Source organism: Pseudomonas sp. HMWF006 (genome assembly GCF_003061205.1).
GTDB classification, from domain to species: Bacteria; Pseudomonadota; Gammaproteobacteria; order Pseudomonadales; family Pseudomonadaceae; genus Aquipseudomonas; species Aquipseudomonas monsensis.
Genome location: NZ_QAIU01000255.1, coordinates 1 through 14,039 on the forward strand (window position 1 = coordinate 1; position 14,039 = coordinate 14,039).

The window sequence follows — 14,039 nt, forward strand, 5'->3', positions numbered from 1 at the left end:
GTCGGCGGGCAGGTCGCCGTTGCGATTGTTGACCCGGGCGGCGGCTTTCTTGATCAGGGCCAGGGCGTGCAGGACCGGCAGCGGCATGCGTTCCTGACCAATGGCGAAGTTGATCAGCGAGCGTTGCGTCTGAGCACCCCAGTAGGCGTCGTCCGGGACTTCGATCTGGCCCAGGCTGTCGGTTTCGATACGGCTCATCGTGCACACTCCTGTTGGTCTGTTTGCGCAGTTTAGGCCCGGTCAGGCCCAGGTGGTTCCATCGGGGCGATTGTTGACCGGTAAAACCCGGTCAATCAAGCGCGGCAAGGGGCGGGGGTTGAGCCACAGCGTTTTTTAGGCGCAGAATGGGCGCCCTTGGGGTTTGACCTCGCCTGTTAGAAAAGGAAACTCGATGACTCGTCTTCGTGCCATCTGTACCGCGGTTGCACTGGTTTGCGCCAGCGGCCAGGTGCTTGCCGATACCGCCAGCCACAACGCCAGTGCCGAAGCTTTCCTGACCCTGGCGCACGCTGACAAACTGGGTACTCCGGTGTACATGCAAGTGCAGCAAATGTTCGCCCAGCGCTTTGAACAGACCAAAGCCCCGGAGTCGAAGAAAGCCGTACTGGAAACCTACCAGGCCAAGGCCAACGCCGCCCTGGACCAGGCCATTGGCTGGAACAAGCTCAAGCCTGACATGGTCAAGCTCTACACCAGCAACTTCAGCGAATCCGAGTTGAAAGACCTGGTTGCGTTCTACCAGTCGCCACTGGGCAAGAAGGTTCTGGAAAAAATGCCGCAGCTGACCCAGCAATCGGCCCAGATGACTCAAGCCAAACTGGAAAGCGCCGTGCCGGTCGTCAACAAGCTGCTCGACGACATGACCAACGAGTTGGCACCGAAAGGCGCTGCGCCGGCCAAGAAGAAGTAAGCGGAGTTCGTGATGACCATGCAACAACGCATCGAATCGACGCTGGGCCTGCTTCAGCCTGAACATCTGCAGGTGCTGGATGAAAGCCACATGCACAGTCGCGGGTTACAGACTCACTTCAAGGCAGTGGTGGTCAGCGCGCAGTTCGAAGGCCTGAACCGGGTCAAGCGCCACCAGAAAGTCTACGGCACGCTCGGCGAGCTGATGGGCGAGTTCCATGCGTTGGCGCTGCACACCTACACCCCGCAGGAATGGGCAGATGTGGGCGCCGCTCCGGCGTCGCCAACCTGTGCAGGAGGAGGGCACTAAAAGCAGCTGCAAGCTTTGAGCTCCAAGCCGCAAGTTAAAGCACTGCGCTGTCAGCTTGTCGCTTGAAGCTCGCCGCTTGAAGCTGCTTTTTTGCTAGAATCCGCAACGCGCCGTTCAACCGGCGCGTTTTTTTTTGAATCCGGTTCACCCTTTGCGAGGGTAGCCACCTGGAGAAATACCCATGACACAACCGATTGTCGTGGCGGCACTGTATAAGTTCGTCACCCTCGAAGATTACGTCAACCTGCGCGAGCCCCTGCTGCAAGCGATGGTCGACAACGGTATCAAAGGCACCCTGCTGATCGCCGAAGAAGGCATCAACGGCACGGTGTCCGGCAGCCGCGAAGGCATTGATGGCCTGCTCGCTTGGCTGAAGAACGACCCGCGCATGATCGACATCGACCACAAAGAGTCGTACTGCGACGAGCAGCCGTTCTACCGTACCAAGGTCAAACTGAAGAAAGAGATCGTCACCCTCGGCGTCGAAGGCGTGGATCCGAACAAAAAGGTCGGCACCTACGTCGAGCCGCAAGACTGGAACGCCCTGATCAGCGACCCGGAAGTGCTGCTGATCGACACCCGCAACGACTACGAAGTGTCGATCGGCACCTTTGAAGGCGCCATTGATCCGAAAACCACCAGTTTTCGCGAATTCCCCGACTACATCAAAGAACACTTCGACCCGGCCGTGCACAAGAAGGTCGCGATGTTCTGCACCGGCGGTATCCGCTGCGAGAAGGCCTCGAGCTACATGCTGGGCGAGGGCTTCGAAGAGGTCTACCACCTCAAGGGCGGCATCCTGAAGTACCTCGAAGAGGTGCCGCAGGAAGAAACCAAGTGGCAGGGCGACTGCTTCGTGTTCGACAACCGCGTGACCGTGCGTCACGACCTCAGCGAGGGCGACTACGATCAATGTCATGCCTGCCGCACACCGGTCAGTGTTGAAGATCGCGCTTCCGAGCACTATGTGGCCGGCATCAGTTGCCCGCATTGCTGGGACAAGCTGAGCGAGAAAACCCGCCGCAGCGCGATCGATCGGCAAAAACAGATCGAACTGGCCAAGGCGCGCAACCAGCCGCACCCGATCGGCTACAACTATAAGCAAGCATCTACCGAGGCTTAATCATGTCTGCGCGCCTGCTCTATGTGATGGATCCGATGTGTTCCTGGTGCTGGGGGTTCGCTCCGGTGGCCAAGGCACTGGTCGAGCAGGCGCAGGCCGCCGGGGTGGAGTTGCACTTGGTGGTTGGCGGCTTGCGCACCGGCAGCGGTGCGGCACTGGAGCCGACCACTCGGCGCTACATTCTCGAACACTGGCAAGCGGTCACCGAGGCGACCGGTCAGCCATTCAAGTTCGACGGCGCATTGCCGGACGGATTTGTCTACGACACCGAGCCTGCCTGCCGCGCGATCGTCACGGCGCGCAGCCTGGCACCGGATTGCGCGTGGACCTTGCTCGGCCTGATTCAACACGCGTTTTACGCTGAAGGTCGCGATGTCACCCAGGCCAGCGTGTTGGTCGATCTGGCCGAACAGGCGGGCGTGCCGCGCATCGAATTTGCCGAACACTTTGACCGCGCCGAACAGCACGAAGCCACTCTGGCGGATTTCAACTGGGTGCAGGATCTGGGCATCGCCGGTTTCCCGACCCTGCTCGCCGAACGCAATGGCCAACTGGCGTTGCTGACCAATGGCTATCAACCGCTCAGCGAGCTGTCGCCGTTGCTCGGCCGCTGGCTGGAGCGCGCAGCCTGTGCCTGACCTGGCCGATGAAACGTCAGCCGTAAAGCGTGTCGACCGGCTGAGCTGGGCAGAAGTCCGGCGACTGGCACTTCATCACAAAAAATCCTTGTGGATCGCCAATGGCGTTGCCGTGCTGGCGACGCTGTGCAGCGTGCCGATTCCGTTGCTGCTGCCGTTGCTGGTGGATGAGGTGTTGCTCGGTCACGGCGATGCCGCACTGAAAGTCATGAACCACGTACTGCCGGGTATGTGGCAACAAGCGGCGGGTTATATCGGCCTGATGCTGGTGGTCACGCTGACCCTGCGCTGCAGTGCCCTGTGTTTTGGCGTGTTGCAGTCGCGGTTGTTTGCGCGACTGGCCAAGGACATTGTTTATCGCATCCGCGTGCGCCTGATCGAACGCCTCAAGCGTATTTCCCTCGGCGAATACGAGAGCCTCGGCAGCGGCACAGTGACCACACACCTGGTCACCGATCTGGACACCCTCGACAAGTTCGTCGGCGAAACCCTCAGCCGCTTTCTGGTGGCGATGCTGACCCTGGTCGGCACGGCGAGCATCCTGATGTGGATGCACTGGAAACTTGCGCTATTGATCCTGCTGTTCAACCCGCTGGTGATTTACGCCACGGTGCAGTTGGGCAAACGGGTCAAGCACCTGAAGAAACTCGAGAACGACAGCACCTCGCGTTTCACCCAGGCGCTGAGCGAAACCCTCGATGCCATTCAGGAAGTGCGCGCCGGCAACCGTCAGGGTTACTTTCTGGGTCGCCTCGGTCTGCGCGCGCAGGAGGTGCGCAACTACGCGGTCAATTCGCAGTGGAAAACCGACGCTTCCAACCGTGCCAGCGGTTTGCTGTTCCAGTTCGGCATCGACATCTTCCGTGCGGCGGCGATGCTCACGGTGTTGTTCTCCGACCTGTCGATCGGCCAGATGCTTGCGGTGTTCAGTTACCTGTGGTTCATGATCGGCCCGGTCGAACAACTGCTCAATCTGCAATACGCCTACTACGCCGCCGGCGGCGCGCTGGCGCGGATCAACGAACTGCTGGCGCGCGCCGATGAGCCGCAATATCCGGGCGGTGTCGATCCGTTCAAGGGTCGCGAAACCGTCGGCATCGAGGTTCAGGGCCTGAGCTTCGGTTATGGCGATGAGCTGGTGCTGGATCAGATGAACCTGTCCATTGCCCCGGGTGAGAAAGTTGCGATCGTCGGTGCCAGTGGCGGTGGCAAAAGTACCCTCGTGCAGTTGCTGCTGGGGTTGTACACGCCGTTGGCCGGTACCATCCGCTTCGGTGGTTCGACCCAGCAGGAAATCGGTCTGGAGCTGATCAGGGAGAACGTCGCGGTGGTGCTGCAGCACCCGGCGCTGTTCAACGACACGGTACGCGCCAACCTGACCATGGGCCGCACCCGCAGTGACGAAGCCTGTTGGCAGGCACTGGAAATCGCTCAGCTCGAACCGACTATCCGCGCCTTGCCGGATGGCCTCGACAGTATCGTCGGGCGCTCCGGCGTGCGCCTGTCCGGCGGTCAGCGCCAGCGTCTGGCGATCGCGCGGATGATCCTCGCCGAGCCGAAAGTGGTGATCCTCGACGAAGCCACCTCGGCCCTCGACGCCGCCACCGAATACAACCTTCACCAGGCCATGGCGCGGTTCCTCAATGGCCGCACCACGCTGATCATTGCCCATCGTTTGTCAGCGGTGAAGCAGGCCGATCGCGTGCTGGTGTTCGATGGTGGTCAGGTCGCCGAAGATGGCGATCATCAACAGTTGATTGCCGACGGCGGTCTGTATGCCAAGCTTTATGGTCACCTGCAGCAGATCCAGCGCCCTTGAGTTTCGAGCCGATTTCTGTGCTTAGTGCTTGAATTGCATTGAGTAAAATCACTCGGAACGCCCGCACAGTCCCGCCATTTGCACAATCGACCTAGAGGACGGTCAAGCTGTCCCTTTGACTTGGCGAAAATTAGCCTAGGCTGAGCTGTCAGGAGCGGGATTTTCCGGTGTTCATCTGGCAGTGCTTGCGCAAGGGATCTCATGAAGCAAAAGCGGACTCTCGGAACGCCACGGTTGTTGGGCATCGTCTGGCCATTTATTGCCGTCGTGTTGTTTCAAGCGTTATTGGGCGGCGTGAGTCTTTACGTGCTCTCGGCGGTTCGCGGTTACGTCGCCGGCGAAAGTCTCTGGTCCAAGGGCCAGAAAGACGCGATTTACTACCTTAATCTCTACGCCGACAGCCGTGACGAGGCGATCTTCCTCAAGTACCGCACTGCGATCGGTGTACCGCAAGGCGGGCACCAGTTGCGTCTGGCGCTGGATCATCAGCCGCCGGATCTGGCCGCAGCGCGCGAAGGCATTCTCAAGGGTGGCAACCACCCGGATGACGTTTCCAGCCTGATCTGGCTGTACCTCAACTTTCGCCATTTCAGTTATCTGGAGACCGCGATTGACCGCTGGACGGTCGGTGACGCCTATCTAATCGAGCTGGATAACGTGGCGCAGGAGATGCACCGCAGCATTTCACAGAACAATGCCGGCAGCGCCGATATCCAGCGCTGGAAGGCACGGATTTTCGCCATCAACGATGGCGTGACCCCAGCCGCAAAAGCCTTCAGCGATGCCTTGGGCGAAGGCTCGCGGATGATTCTGCGGCTGCTGCTGTTAACCAATCTGGCCACGGCGCTGGGGCTGATCGTGCTGGCCCTGTGGCGCACGCACAAGCTGCTCAAGCAGCGCCATGCCTTTGCCGAGGCGTTGCAACTGGAGAAGGATCGGGCGCACGTTACCTTGCATTCGATCGGCGACGGGGTGATCACCACCGATGTCGACGGCGCCATTGACTACATGAACCCCGCCGCCGAAGCCATGACCCACTGGAAGGCCGAACAGGCGGCGGGACTGCCGCTGGCGGCGTTATTCAATCTGCTCGATGACAACGCCCAGTCCGAAGGCCTGACCCTGATCGAGCACATTCTCAGCGGCAAGCTCAGTGGCGGCAGCGAGCATTCGAAACTGATCCAGCGCCTGGACGGCAGTACGGTGTCGGTGACCCTGGTCGGCGCACCGATCCGCAATGCCGGCAAAGTCAGTGGCACCGTGCTGGTGCTGCACGACATGACGCAGGAACGGCAATACATCGCCAACCTTTCGTGGCAGGCCACCCACGATGCGCTGACCGGTCTGGCCAACCGCCGCGAGTTCGAATATCGCCTGGAGCAGGCGCTGCACAACCTCACCCGCCAGGCCGGGCGGCACGCGCTGATGTTCCTCGATCTGGATCAGTTCAAGCTGGTCAACGACACGTGCGGCCATGCGGCGGGGGATGAGCTGTTGCGGCACATCTGCACCCTGCTGCAGTCGGGATTGCGCGAAGGCGACACCCTGGCGCGGCTCGGCGGCGACGAGTTCGGCATTCTCCTGGAAAACTGCGCGCCGGACGCGGCAGAAAAGATTGCCGAGGCACTGCGCCAGACCGTGCAGAACCTGCATTTTGTCTGGAAGGGGCGGCCCTTCCTCACCACCGTCAGTATTGGCCTGGTGCATGTCGCCCAGACCCCGACGACCCTGGAAGCGTCCCTGCGGGCGGCAGACATGGCCTGCTACATGGCCAAGGAGAAGGGGCGTAACCGCGTGCAGGTCTACCACGCCGACGATTCCGAACTGTCCCTGCGCTTTGGGGAAATGGCCTGGGTGCAACGCCTGCACATGGCGCTGGAAGAAAACCGCTTTTGCCTGTACGCCCAGGAAATCGCTCCGCTCAAGCCCAGTGACGGCAAAGGCGGGCACATCGAAATCCTGCTGCGTCTGCATGACGAGGCCGGGCGGATGATTCTGCCGGACAGCTTCATTCCTGCCGCTGAGCGCTATGGTTTGATGAGTCAGCTGGATCGTTGGGTCGTACAAAATGTTTTTAAGGTTATTGCTCAATGTATTGCCCAAGAACAGCAAGGGCCATTAGCAATGTGTGCGATTAATCTGTCAGGCATTACTATAGGAGATGACGCGTTTTTGCACTTTCTGCGAGAACAGTTTGTTAACTACGCTATACCTCCTGAAATGATTTGTTTTGAAATTACTGAAACCAGTGCAATTTCAAACTTGGGCAGTGCAATTAGATTTATCAATGAGCTCAAAGGCTTAGGTTGTTACTTCTCGCTAGATGACTTTTGTGCCGGAATGTCTTCGTTCGCTTATCTGAAACATTTGCCTGTAGACTTCCTGAAGATCGACGGGAGTTTCGTAAAGGATATGCTGGACGACCCGATTAACCGGGCAATGGTCGAAGTGATCAATCACATCGGGCATGTCATGGGTAAGCAGACAATTGCCGAGTTTGTTGAAACCACCCAGATCGAGCAGGCACTGCTTGAAATTGGCGTGGATTACGCTCAGGGTTATGTCATCGAGCGTCCGCAATTGTTTACCTGCGACAGTTTGCAAAGTCGGCCCGCCAGACCGCAACCGCTGTTATTCAAAGCGCCTGGCACGTTCCGTTGAAGTCTCTCGCCGATCCTTACAATCACAAATCAAAAGGAGCCGAACAGTGATCGACACATTCAACCGAACCGGACCACTCATGGAAGCTGCAAGTTATCCCGGCTGGGCACAACAGCTCATTCAGGACTGCAGCGAGAGCAAGCGCCGGGTTGTCGAACATGAACTTTACCAGCGCATGCGTGATAACAAACTCAGCGCCAGGACCATGCGTCAGTACTTGATTGGCGGCTGGCCGGTGGTCGAGCAGTTTGCGTTGTACATGGCGCAGAATCTCACCAAAACCCGATTTGCCCGTCACCCCGGCGAAGACATGGCGCGCCGCTGGCTGATGCGCAATATCCGCGTCGAGCTCAATCATGCCGACTATTGGGTGCACTGGAGTCGGGCGCATGGCGTCAGCCTGGAAGATCTTCAGGCCCAGCAAGTGCCGCCGGAACTGCATGCGCTGAGTCACTGGTGCTGGCACACCAGTTCGGCCGACTCGTTGATCGTCGCCATCGCCGCTACCAACTACGCCATCGAGGGCGCGACCGGGGAGTGGTCGGCGCTGGTTTGCTCGACGGGCGTATACGCGGCGGCGTTTCCCGAAGAAGATCGCAAACGCGCGATGAAGTGGCTGAAGATGCACGCCCAGTACGACGATGCCCACCCTTGGGAAGCTCTGGAAATCATCTGCACGCTGGCCGGCCTGAACCCGAGCAAGGCGTTGCAGGCCGAATTGCGCCAGGCCGTGTGCAAAAGCTATGACTACATGTACCTGTTTCTGGAACGCTGCATGCAACTGGAGACGTCGGAACGCTTGCTGGTCAACCGAGAGCGCAGGGTAGTCGTCGAGAGCTGATACACCGCGTAAAAATGTAGGAGTGAGCCTGCTCGCGATAGCGGACTGTCGGTCAACATCAGTGTTGAATGTCAGATCGTCATCGCGAGCAGGCTCACGCCTACAGTAGTTTTGTAGTGTCTGGAAAGGCTTAGCCCGCCATCGCCAGGCGGTTACGACCTTCGCGCTTGGCCACGTACAACGCACTGTCGGCGCGACGCAGCAGGCTGTCGGCCGATTCGCCGGGCAACAGCGTCGAGCAGCCGAGGCTGACCGTCAGTTCGATCAACTGGCCATCGGCGTAATACTCCGCCGCTTGCGCCGCATAGCGCAGTCGCTCGCCGACCATCGCTGACGCTTCGCGGCCGGTGTTCGACAGCAGAATCAGAAACTCTTCGCCGCCATAGCGAAACACCATATCGACGTTGCGCAACTGACCCTTGATCGAAGCGGCCACGGCTTTGAGCACATCATCGCCGGCACTGTGGCCGTGACTGTCATTGACCCTTTTGAAGTGGTCGATATCCAGCATCAGCACTGACAATGGTTGCAGGTGCCGGCGCGACATTTCGATCTCGCGTTGCAGGGTCTGCTCCATGGCGATGCGGTTGCCGGCACCGGTCAGCGGATCGCGCAGGGCGCTCTGGGTCGCGGCGCGGTAGAGCAGGGCGTTGCGCATCGGATACAGCAACACCGACAGCAGCGATTCGAGGTGCCCTTGCTCCTGATCGTTGAAGCGCTGATTGCGGCGGAACACCAGTTCGCCCATGTGCTCGTCTTCATGGCTCAGGCTATAGCTGACGGAATGATGACCGCGAGCACCGAACTCCAGGCGCAAGTCGCTGCCCTTGTGCACATAGTGCAAGGCGTCCAGCGGCACGAGGCGCTGAACTTCGCGGAAAAACAGACCGAGGATGCGTTGCGGTTCGAGGCTGGTTTGCAGTTGCAGGCTCAGTTGCTGGCGCAATTGCGCGAGACTGGCGGGCCGCTCCAGAAGTGGCGGCTGCTGACCGAAACCCAGGCGTTGCAATTTGGCACTGTCGAAGTCAATTGCATTGGTCTGGGAAGGTGATTTCATATGGCGTGAGCCCCTAAGCAGTAAGTCTGTCTTACAGGCTGGGTGAGAGCGGCTATGGGCTGCGCGTCATACTGATCCATCAGTCCCGTAGGACATTTGGCGTAAGTTTAGTCTGCCTGATGTCGATTAGTCAGCTATCGAAATCGCCCCGGCGCCACTGCCTTCACACGGCATGCTTTGAGGGAATTTAGAGCGAAAGTCGTGCCATTCAGTTCAGGTTAATTAAAGCCTTTTGTATTCAATGGCTTACGATCTTGATGGGGAAAACAGCGCTGGATTTTTGACTGGCTGGTGACGGTCGGTGCTGGTAAAAGCCTGCCGCGACGGGAATCCGCCGCGGCAACAAAAGCGACGTATGGCACTACTGAGCGTTGAATGCCTGGCCGTTGATACCCGTACTGTCCGGGCCCATCAGGTAGAGATAGACCGGCATGATCTCCTCGGGCGTCGGATTGTTCAGCGGGTTTTCCCCCGGATATGCCTGGGCGCGCATGCTGGTGCGGGTGCCACCCGGGTTGATGCTGTTGGAGCGAACTGGTGCCACGCCGTCGACTTCGTCGGCCAGGGTTTGCATCAGGCCTTCGGTGGCGAACTTCGACACACCGTAAGCGCCCCAGTAAGCCCGGCCCTTGCGGCCGACGCTACTGGAGGTGAATACCACCGAAGCGTCCTGCGACAGCTTGAGCAACGGCAGCAGGGTGCTGGTCAGCATGAACATGGCATTGACGTTGACCTGCATGACCCGCATGAAGTTGTCGCCGGAGAGTTGTTCGATTGGCGTGCGCGGGCCAATGATCGAAGCGTTGTGCAGCAGGCCGTCAAGGTGGCCGAATTCGTTTTCGATCATCGCCGCCAGTTCATCGTATTGATGGGGCAGGGCGGTTTCGAGGTTGAACGGAATTACCGCCGGTTGCGGGTGACCGGCCGCTTCGATTTCGTCATAGACCTGGGTCAGATTGGCCTCGGTCTTGCCCAGCAGCAGGACGGTAGCGCCGTGGGCCGCATAGGTTTTCGCGGCAGCTGCGCCGATGCCACGACCGGCTCCGGTGACCAGAATGACCCGATCCTTGAGCAATTCGGGGCGAGCGGTGTAATCAAACATAAAAACCTCACAATCCATTCATGAAGACCTGCTTCGCACTTGTGGCGAGGGGATTTATCCCCGATGGGTTGCGAAGCAGCCCCAGCATTCTTCCAGTTCGATTTGACGTGCAGGTTTACGGCGGCTTCGCCGCCGATCAGGGATAAATCCCCTCGCCACAAAGGCATCCTGCAAACAGTCAGGTCAGCAACTGCAGAGTGCGCTGTCCAGCACCTTGCGCAGCTCCAGCGGATGATCCACCACTACGTCCGCGCCCCAGTGCCGCGGGTTGTCGTCCGGGTGAATGTAGCCAAAGGTCACTGCGCAGGTCTTGGTGCCGGCATCGCGCCCTGACTCGATATCGCGCAGATCATCGCCCACAAACAGAACGGTCGATGGATCCAGATCAAGCATTTTGCATGCGAGGATCAGCGGTTCCGGATCCGGCTTGCTGTTTTTCACGTGATCCGGGCAGATCAGTAGCGCAGAGCGCTCGGCCAGCCCCAGTTGCTGCATGATCGGCTCGGCAAAGCGCAGCGGCTTGTTGGTGACCACGCCCCAGATCAGGTTGGCTTTTTCGATATCGGCCAGCAGTTCGCCCATGCCATCGAACAGCTTGCTGTGCACGGCGCATCCCACCAGGTAGCGTTCGAGGAACTCAAGGCGCAGCTCCTCGAAGCCCGGCGATTCAGGGTCCATCGAAAACGTCACCGCGACCATCGCCTTGGCGCCGCCGGAAATTTCGTCACGGATGTGCTTGTCGTTCATCGGCGGCAGGCCGCGGTCCGTACGCATGGCCTGGCAGATGGCGATGAAGTCCGGCGCCGTGTCGAGCAGGGTGCCGTCCATGTCGAAAAGAACTGCTCTGATGGCCATCGGCTTATTCCTCGCGCAGGGTCTGGATCATGTAGTTGACGTCAACATCGTTGGCCAGCTTGTAGTGCTTGGTCAGCGGGTTGTAGGTCAGGCCGATGATGTCCTTGACGGTCAGGCCAGCCATGCGACTCCAGGCGCCGAGCTCGGACGGGCGGATGAATTTCTTGAAGTCGTGGGTGCCGCGTGGCAGCAGCTTCATGATGTATTCGGCGCCGATGATGGCGAACAGGTACGCCTTCGGGTTGCGGTTGATGGTCGAGAAGAATACCTGGCCGCCGGGCTTGACCATGCGGAAGCAGGCGCGGATCACCGACGATGGATCCGGCACGTGCTCAAGCATCTCCAGGCAGGTGACCACGTCGAACTGCTCGGGCATTTCTTCGGCCAGGGCTTCGGCGGTGATCTGCCGGTATTCGACGTTGACGCCGGATTCCAGCTGATGCAGTTGCGCAACGGCCAATGGCGCTTCGCCCATGTCGATGCCCATGACAGTGGCGCCACGCTGGGCCATGGCTTCGCTGAGGATGCCGCCGCCGCAGCCGACGTCGAGGACTTTCTTGCCGGCCAGATTGACCCGTTCGTCAATCCAGTTGACCCGCAGCGGGTTGATGTCGTGCAGCGGTTTGAACTCGCTCTCGCGGTCCCACCAGCGGTGGGCCAGGGCTTCGAATTTGGCGATTTCGGCGTGGTCGACGTTGCTCATGATCAATTCCTCGAAAAACTTGAAAAAGGCTGTAGTCCCGGAGTCTGTCCCGGGGTGTTTACGATTCGGTGTGGCCGCTGATGCGCTGTCCCCAGGCGCGGGCGGTGGCGCCCAGCTGTTGTTCATCCATACGCGTCAGGCGCCGGTCGTCGAGTAACTGTTTGCCGGCGACCCACAGGTGCTTCACGCAGTCGCGACCGGTGGCATAAATAAGTTGCGAAACCGGGTCGTAGACCGGTTGCTGCGCCAGGCCGGACAGGTCAAAGGCGACAATGTCGGCGGCTTTGCCGATCTCCAGCGAACCGACTTGCGCTTCGATGCCCATGGCTCGCGCGCCGTTGAGGGTGGCCATGCGCAGTGCGCGATGAGCGTCCAGTGCTGTGGCCGAACCGGCGACGGCTTTGGCCAACAGGGCCGCGGTGCGGGTTTCGCTGAGCAGGTCGAGATCATTGTTGCTCGCTGCACCGTCGGTGCCGATCGCGACATTTACCCCAGCCTGCCACAAACGTTCTACCGGGCAGAAGCCGCTGGCCAGTTTCAGGTTCGATTCCGGGCAGTGGATCACGCTGGTGTTGCTTTCTACCAGCAGCGCCAGGTCGTCATCGCTGATCTGCGTCATGTGCACGGCCTGGAAGCGCGGGCCGAGCAGGCCGAGGCGACCGAGGCGCGCCAGCGGGCGCTCGCCACGCTGCTCGACGGCTTGCTGCACTTCGAAGGCGGTTTCGTGCACGTGCATATGAATCGACGCGTCCAGCTCCTCGGCGATCACGCGGACTTTCTCCAGGTTCTCGTCGCCGACGGTGTAGGGTGCATGAGGGCCGAAGGTGATCCTGATCCGCTCGTGGTGCTTCAGATCGCCGAACAATTCGACGCCCTGACGAATGGCTTCATCGGCGCTGCCAGCGCCCGGGATCGGGAAATCGAGGATCGGAATGGCGATCTGCGCACGAATGCCGCTGTTGTGCACGCGCTCGCTGGCGACCTTCGGGAAGAAATACATGTCAGAGAAACAGGTGATGCCGCCCTTGATCTGCTCGGCGATGGCCAGGTCGGTGCCGTCACGGACGAAATCTTCATCGACCCATTTGGCCTCGGCCGGCCAGATGTGGTTTTCCAGCCAGGTCATCAGCGGCAGATCATCGGCCAGGCCACGGAACAGCGTCATCGCCGCGTGGCCGTGAGCGTTGATCAGGCCCGGAGCGAGCAGCATGTCCGGCAATTCACGGGTTTCAGTGGCGTTACACTTCAGTGCTTCGACGCGTGGGCCGATAAATACGATGCGACCGTCGCGGATCCCCAGGCCATGCTCTTTGAGCACGACGCCAGCGGGTTCGACAGGTACCAGCCAGGTCGGCAGCAATAATAAGTCGAGCGCAATGGCAGGTTTCGGCATCGAGGTCGGTTCCAGTGCTTTTGTAAAGGATGGCGAAGTATACCCGAGCGTCTTCGCGGGGGGATCGCTATAATCGGCGGCTTTTGTTCATGAGTGCGGGGTGAGGGATGCGCGATCGACTGTTGGCTGCGGAGAAAGTAAAGGCCATCGTTTGGCGAGACGGCGCGCTCCACCTGCTGGATCAGCGTGTTTTGCCATTCGAGGAAACCTGGATCGCCTACACCAGTGCCGCGGGCGTGGCTGAAGCCATTCGTTCGATGGTGGTGCGTGGCGCGCCGGCCATCGGCATCAGTGCCGCGTATGGCATCGTCCTCGCGGCCCGTGCCCGCGTGGCCGAAGGTGGCGACTGGTATGCGGCGCTGGAAGAGGATTTCGCCTTGCTGGCCGATTCTCGTCCGACCGCAGTCAATCTGTTCTGGGCGTTGGGCCGCATGCATGATCGGCTGGATCGTCTGAAAGAGCATGCCGATCCACTGGCCGCGCTGGAAGTCGAAGCTATCGCCATTCATGAGAGTGATCGCGAAGCCAACCTGACCATGGCGCAGCTCGGCGTCGATCTGATCCGCAAGCACCAGGGCAATGCGCAGGCGATCCTGACCCACTGCAATACCGGCGCACTGGCCACCGG

The 14,039-nt window shown here is 59.9% G+C and carries 12 protein-coding genes and 2 pseudogenes; 8 read left to right on the forward strand and 6 right to left on the reverse strand.

The annotated features are described in order from the left end of the window. Positions 1 to 198, reverse strand: a pseudogene (locus DBR24_RS10440) (lyase family protein); the annotation flags it as partial. 193 nt (positions 199 to 391) lie between these two features. Between DBR24_RS10440 and DBR24_RS10445 the strand changes: the two are divergent. From DBR24_RS10445 to DBR24_RS10475, 7 genes are all read left to right on the forward strand, one after another. After that, positions 392 to 910, forward strand: coding sequence for a DUF2059 domain-containing protein (locus DBR24_RS10445; RefSeq protein WP_003226938.1), 519 nt, complete (start codon positions 392 to 394; stop codon positions 908 to 910). A gap of 12 nt (positions 911 to 922) precedes the next feature. Beyond that, positions 923 to 1,219 carry a BolA family transcriptional regulator gene (locus DBR24_RS10450; RefSeq protein WP_128614690.1) on the forward strand — a complete coding sequence of 99 codons (297 nt, stop codon included), beginning with the start codon at positions 923 to 925 and terminating at the stop codon, positions 1,217 to 1,219. 181 nt (positions 1,220 to 1,400) lie between these two features. Then, complete coding sequence (locus tag DBR24_RS10455; RefSeq protein WP_123466686.1) at positions 1,401 to 2,342, forward strand: rhodanese-related sulfurtransferase; 942 nt, start codon at positions 1,401 to 1,403, stop codon at positions 2,340 to 2,342. A gap of 35 nt (positions 2,343 to 2,377) precedes the next feature. After that, positions 2,378 to 2,980 carry a DsbA family protein gene (locus DBR24_RS10460; RefSeq protein ID WP_177490506.1) on the forward strand — a complete coding sequence of 201 codons (603 nt, stop codon included), beginning with the start codon at positions 2,378 to 2,380 and terminating at the stop codon, positions 2,978 to 2,980. Continuing rightward, entirely contained in the window at positions 2,973 to 4,799 is a 1,827-nt protein-coding gene (locus DBR24_RS10465; RefSeq protein ID WP_128614691.1) for an ABC transporter ATP-binding protein, read from the forward strand. Before DBR24_RS10460 ends, DBR24_RS10465 begins: the two co-directional genes overlap by 8 nt. 201 nt (positions 4,800 to 5,000) lie before the next feature. Further along, the gene (locus DBR24_RS10470) at positions 5,001 to 7,460 is read left to right on the forward strand and encodes an EAL domain-containing protein (RefSeq protein WP_123466680.1); all 2,460 of its coding nucleotides are present in this window, start codon (positions 5,001 to 5,003) and stop codon (positions 7,458 to 7,460) included. A 79-nt stretch (positions 7,461 to 7,539) separates the two neighbouring features. Next, on the forward strand, positions 7,540 to 8,301 hold the full coding sequence (locus DBR24_RS10475; protein WP_189655776.1) for an iron-containing redox enzyme family protein: 762 nt from the start codon (positions 7,540 to 7,542) through the stop codon (positions 8,299 to 8,301). Positions 8,302 to 8,431: 130 nt separating this feature from the next. On the opposite strand, the gene DBR24_RS10480 is transcribed toward DBR24_RS10475, so the two are convergent. The 5 genes from DBR24_RS10480 to DBR24_RS10500 form a co-directional block, all read right to left on the reverse strand. Further along, entirely contained in the window at positions 8,432 to 9,358 is a 927-nt protein-coding gene (locus DBR24_RS10480) for a GGDEF domain-containing protein (RefSeq protein ID WP_128614692.1), read from the reverse strand. A 361-nt stretch (positions 9,359 to 9,719) separates the two neighbouring features. Further along, the gene (locus DBR24_RS10485) at positions 9,720 to 10,460 is read right to left on the reverse strand and encodes a YciK family oxidoreductase (protein WP_123466672.1); all 741 of its coding nucleotides are present in this window, start codon (positions 10,458 to 10,460) and stop codon (positions 9,720 to 9,722) included. A gap of 183 nt (positions 10,461 to 10,643) precedes the next feature. After that, a complete protein-coding gene (mupP, locus tag DBR24_RS10490) occupies positions 10,644 to 11,315 on the reverse strand; it encodes an N-acetylmuramic acid 6-phosphate phosphatase MupP (RefSeq protein WP_123466670.1) in 672 nt (223 codons plus the stop codon). A gap of 4 nt (positions 11,316 to 11,319) precedes the next feature. Continuing rightward, positions 11,320 to 12,018 (reverse strand): bifunctional 2-polyprenyl-6-hydroxyphenol methylase/3-demethylubiquinol 3-O-methyltransferase UbiG, encoded by a 699-nt coding sequence (gene ubiG / locus DBR24_RS10495; protein WP_123466668.1) that lies wholly within the window; start codon positions 12,016 to 12,018, stop codon positions 11,320 to 11,322. Between the two features lie 58 nt (positions 12,019 to 12,076). Further along, a complete protein-coding gene (locus DBR24_RS10500; protein ID WP_128614693.1) occupies positions 12,077 to 13,411 on the reverse strand; it encodes a TRZ/ATZ family hydrolase in 1,335 nt (444 codons plus the stop codon). A 107-nt stretch (positions 13,412 to 13,518) separates the two neighbouring features. Here DBR24_RS10500 and DBR24_RS31930 point away from each other — a divergent pair. Further along, positions 13,519 to 14,039 (forward strand): annotated as a pseudogene (locus DBR24_RS31930) (S-methyl-5-thioribose-1-phosphate isomerase); the annotation flags it as partial.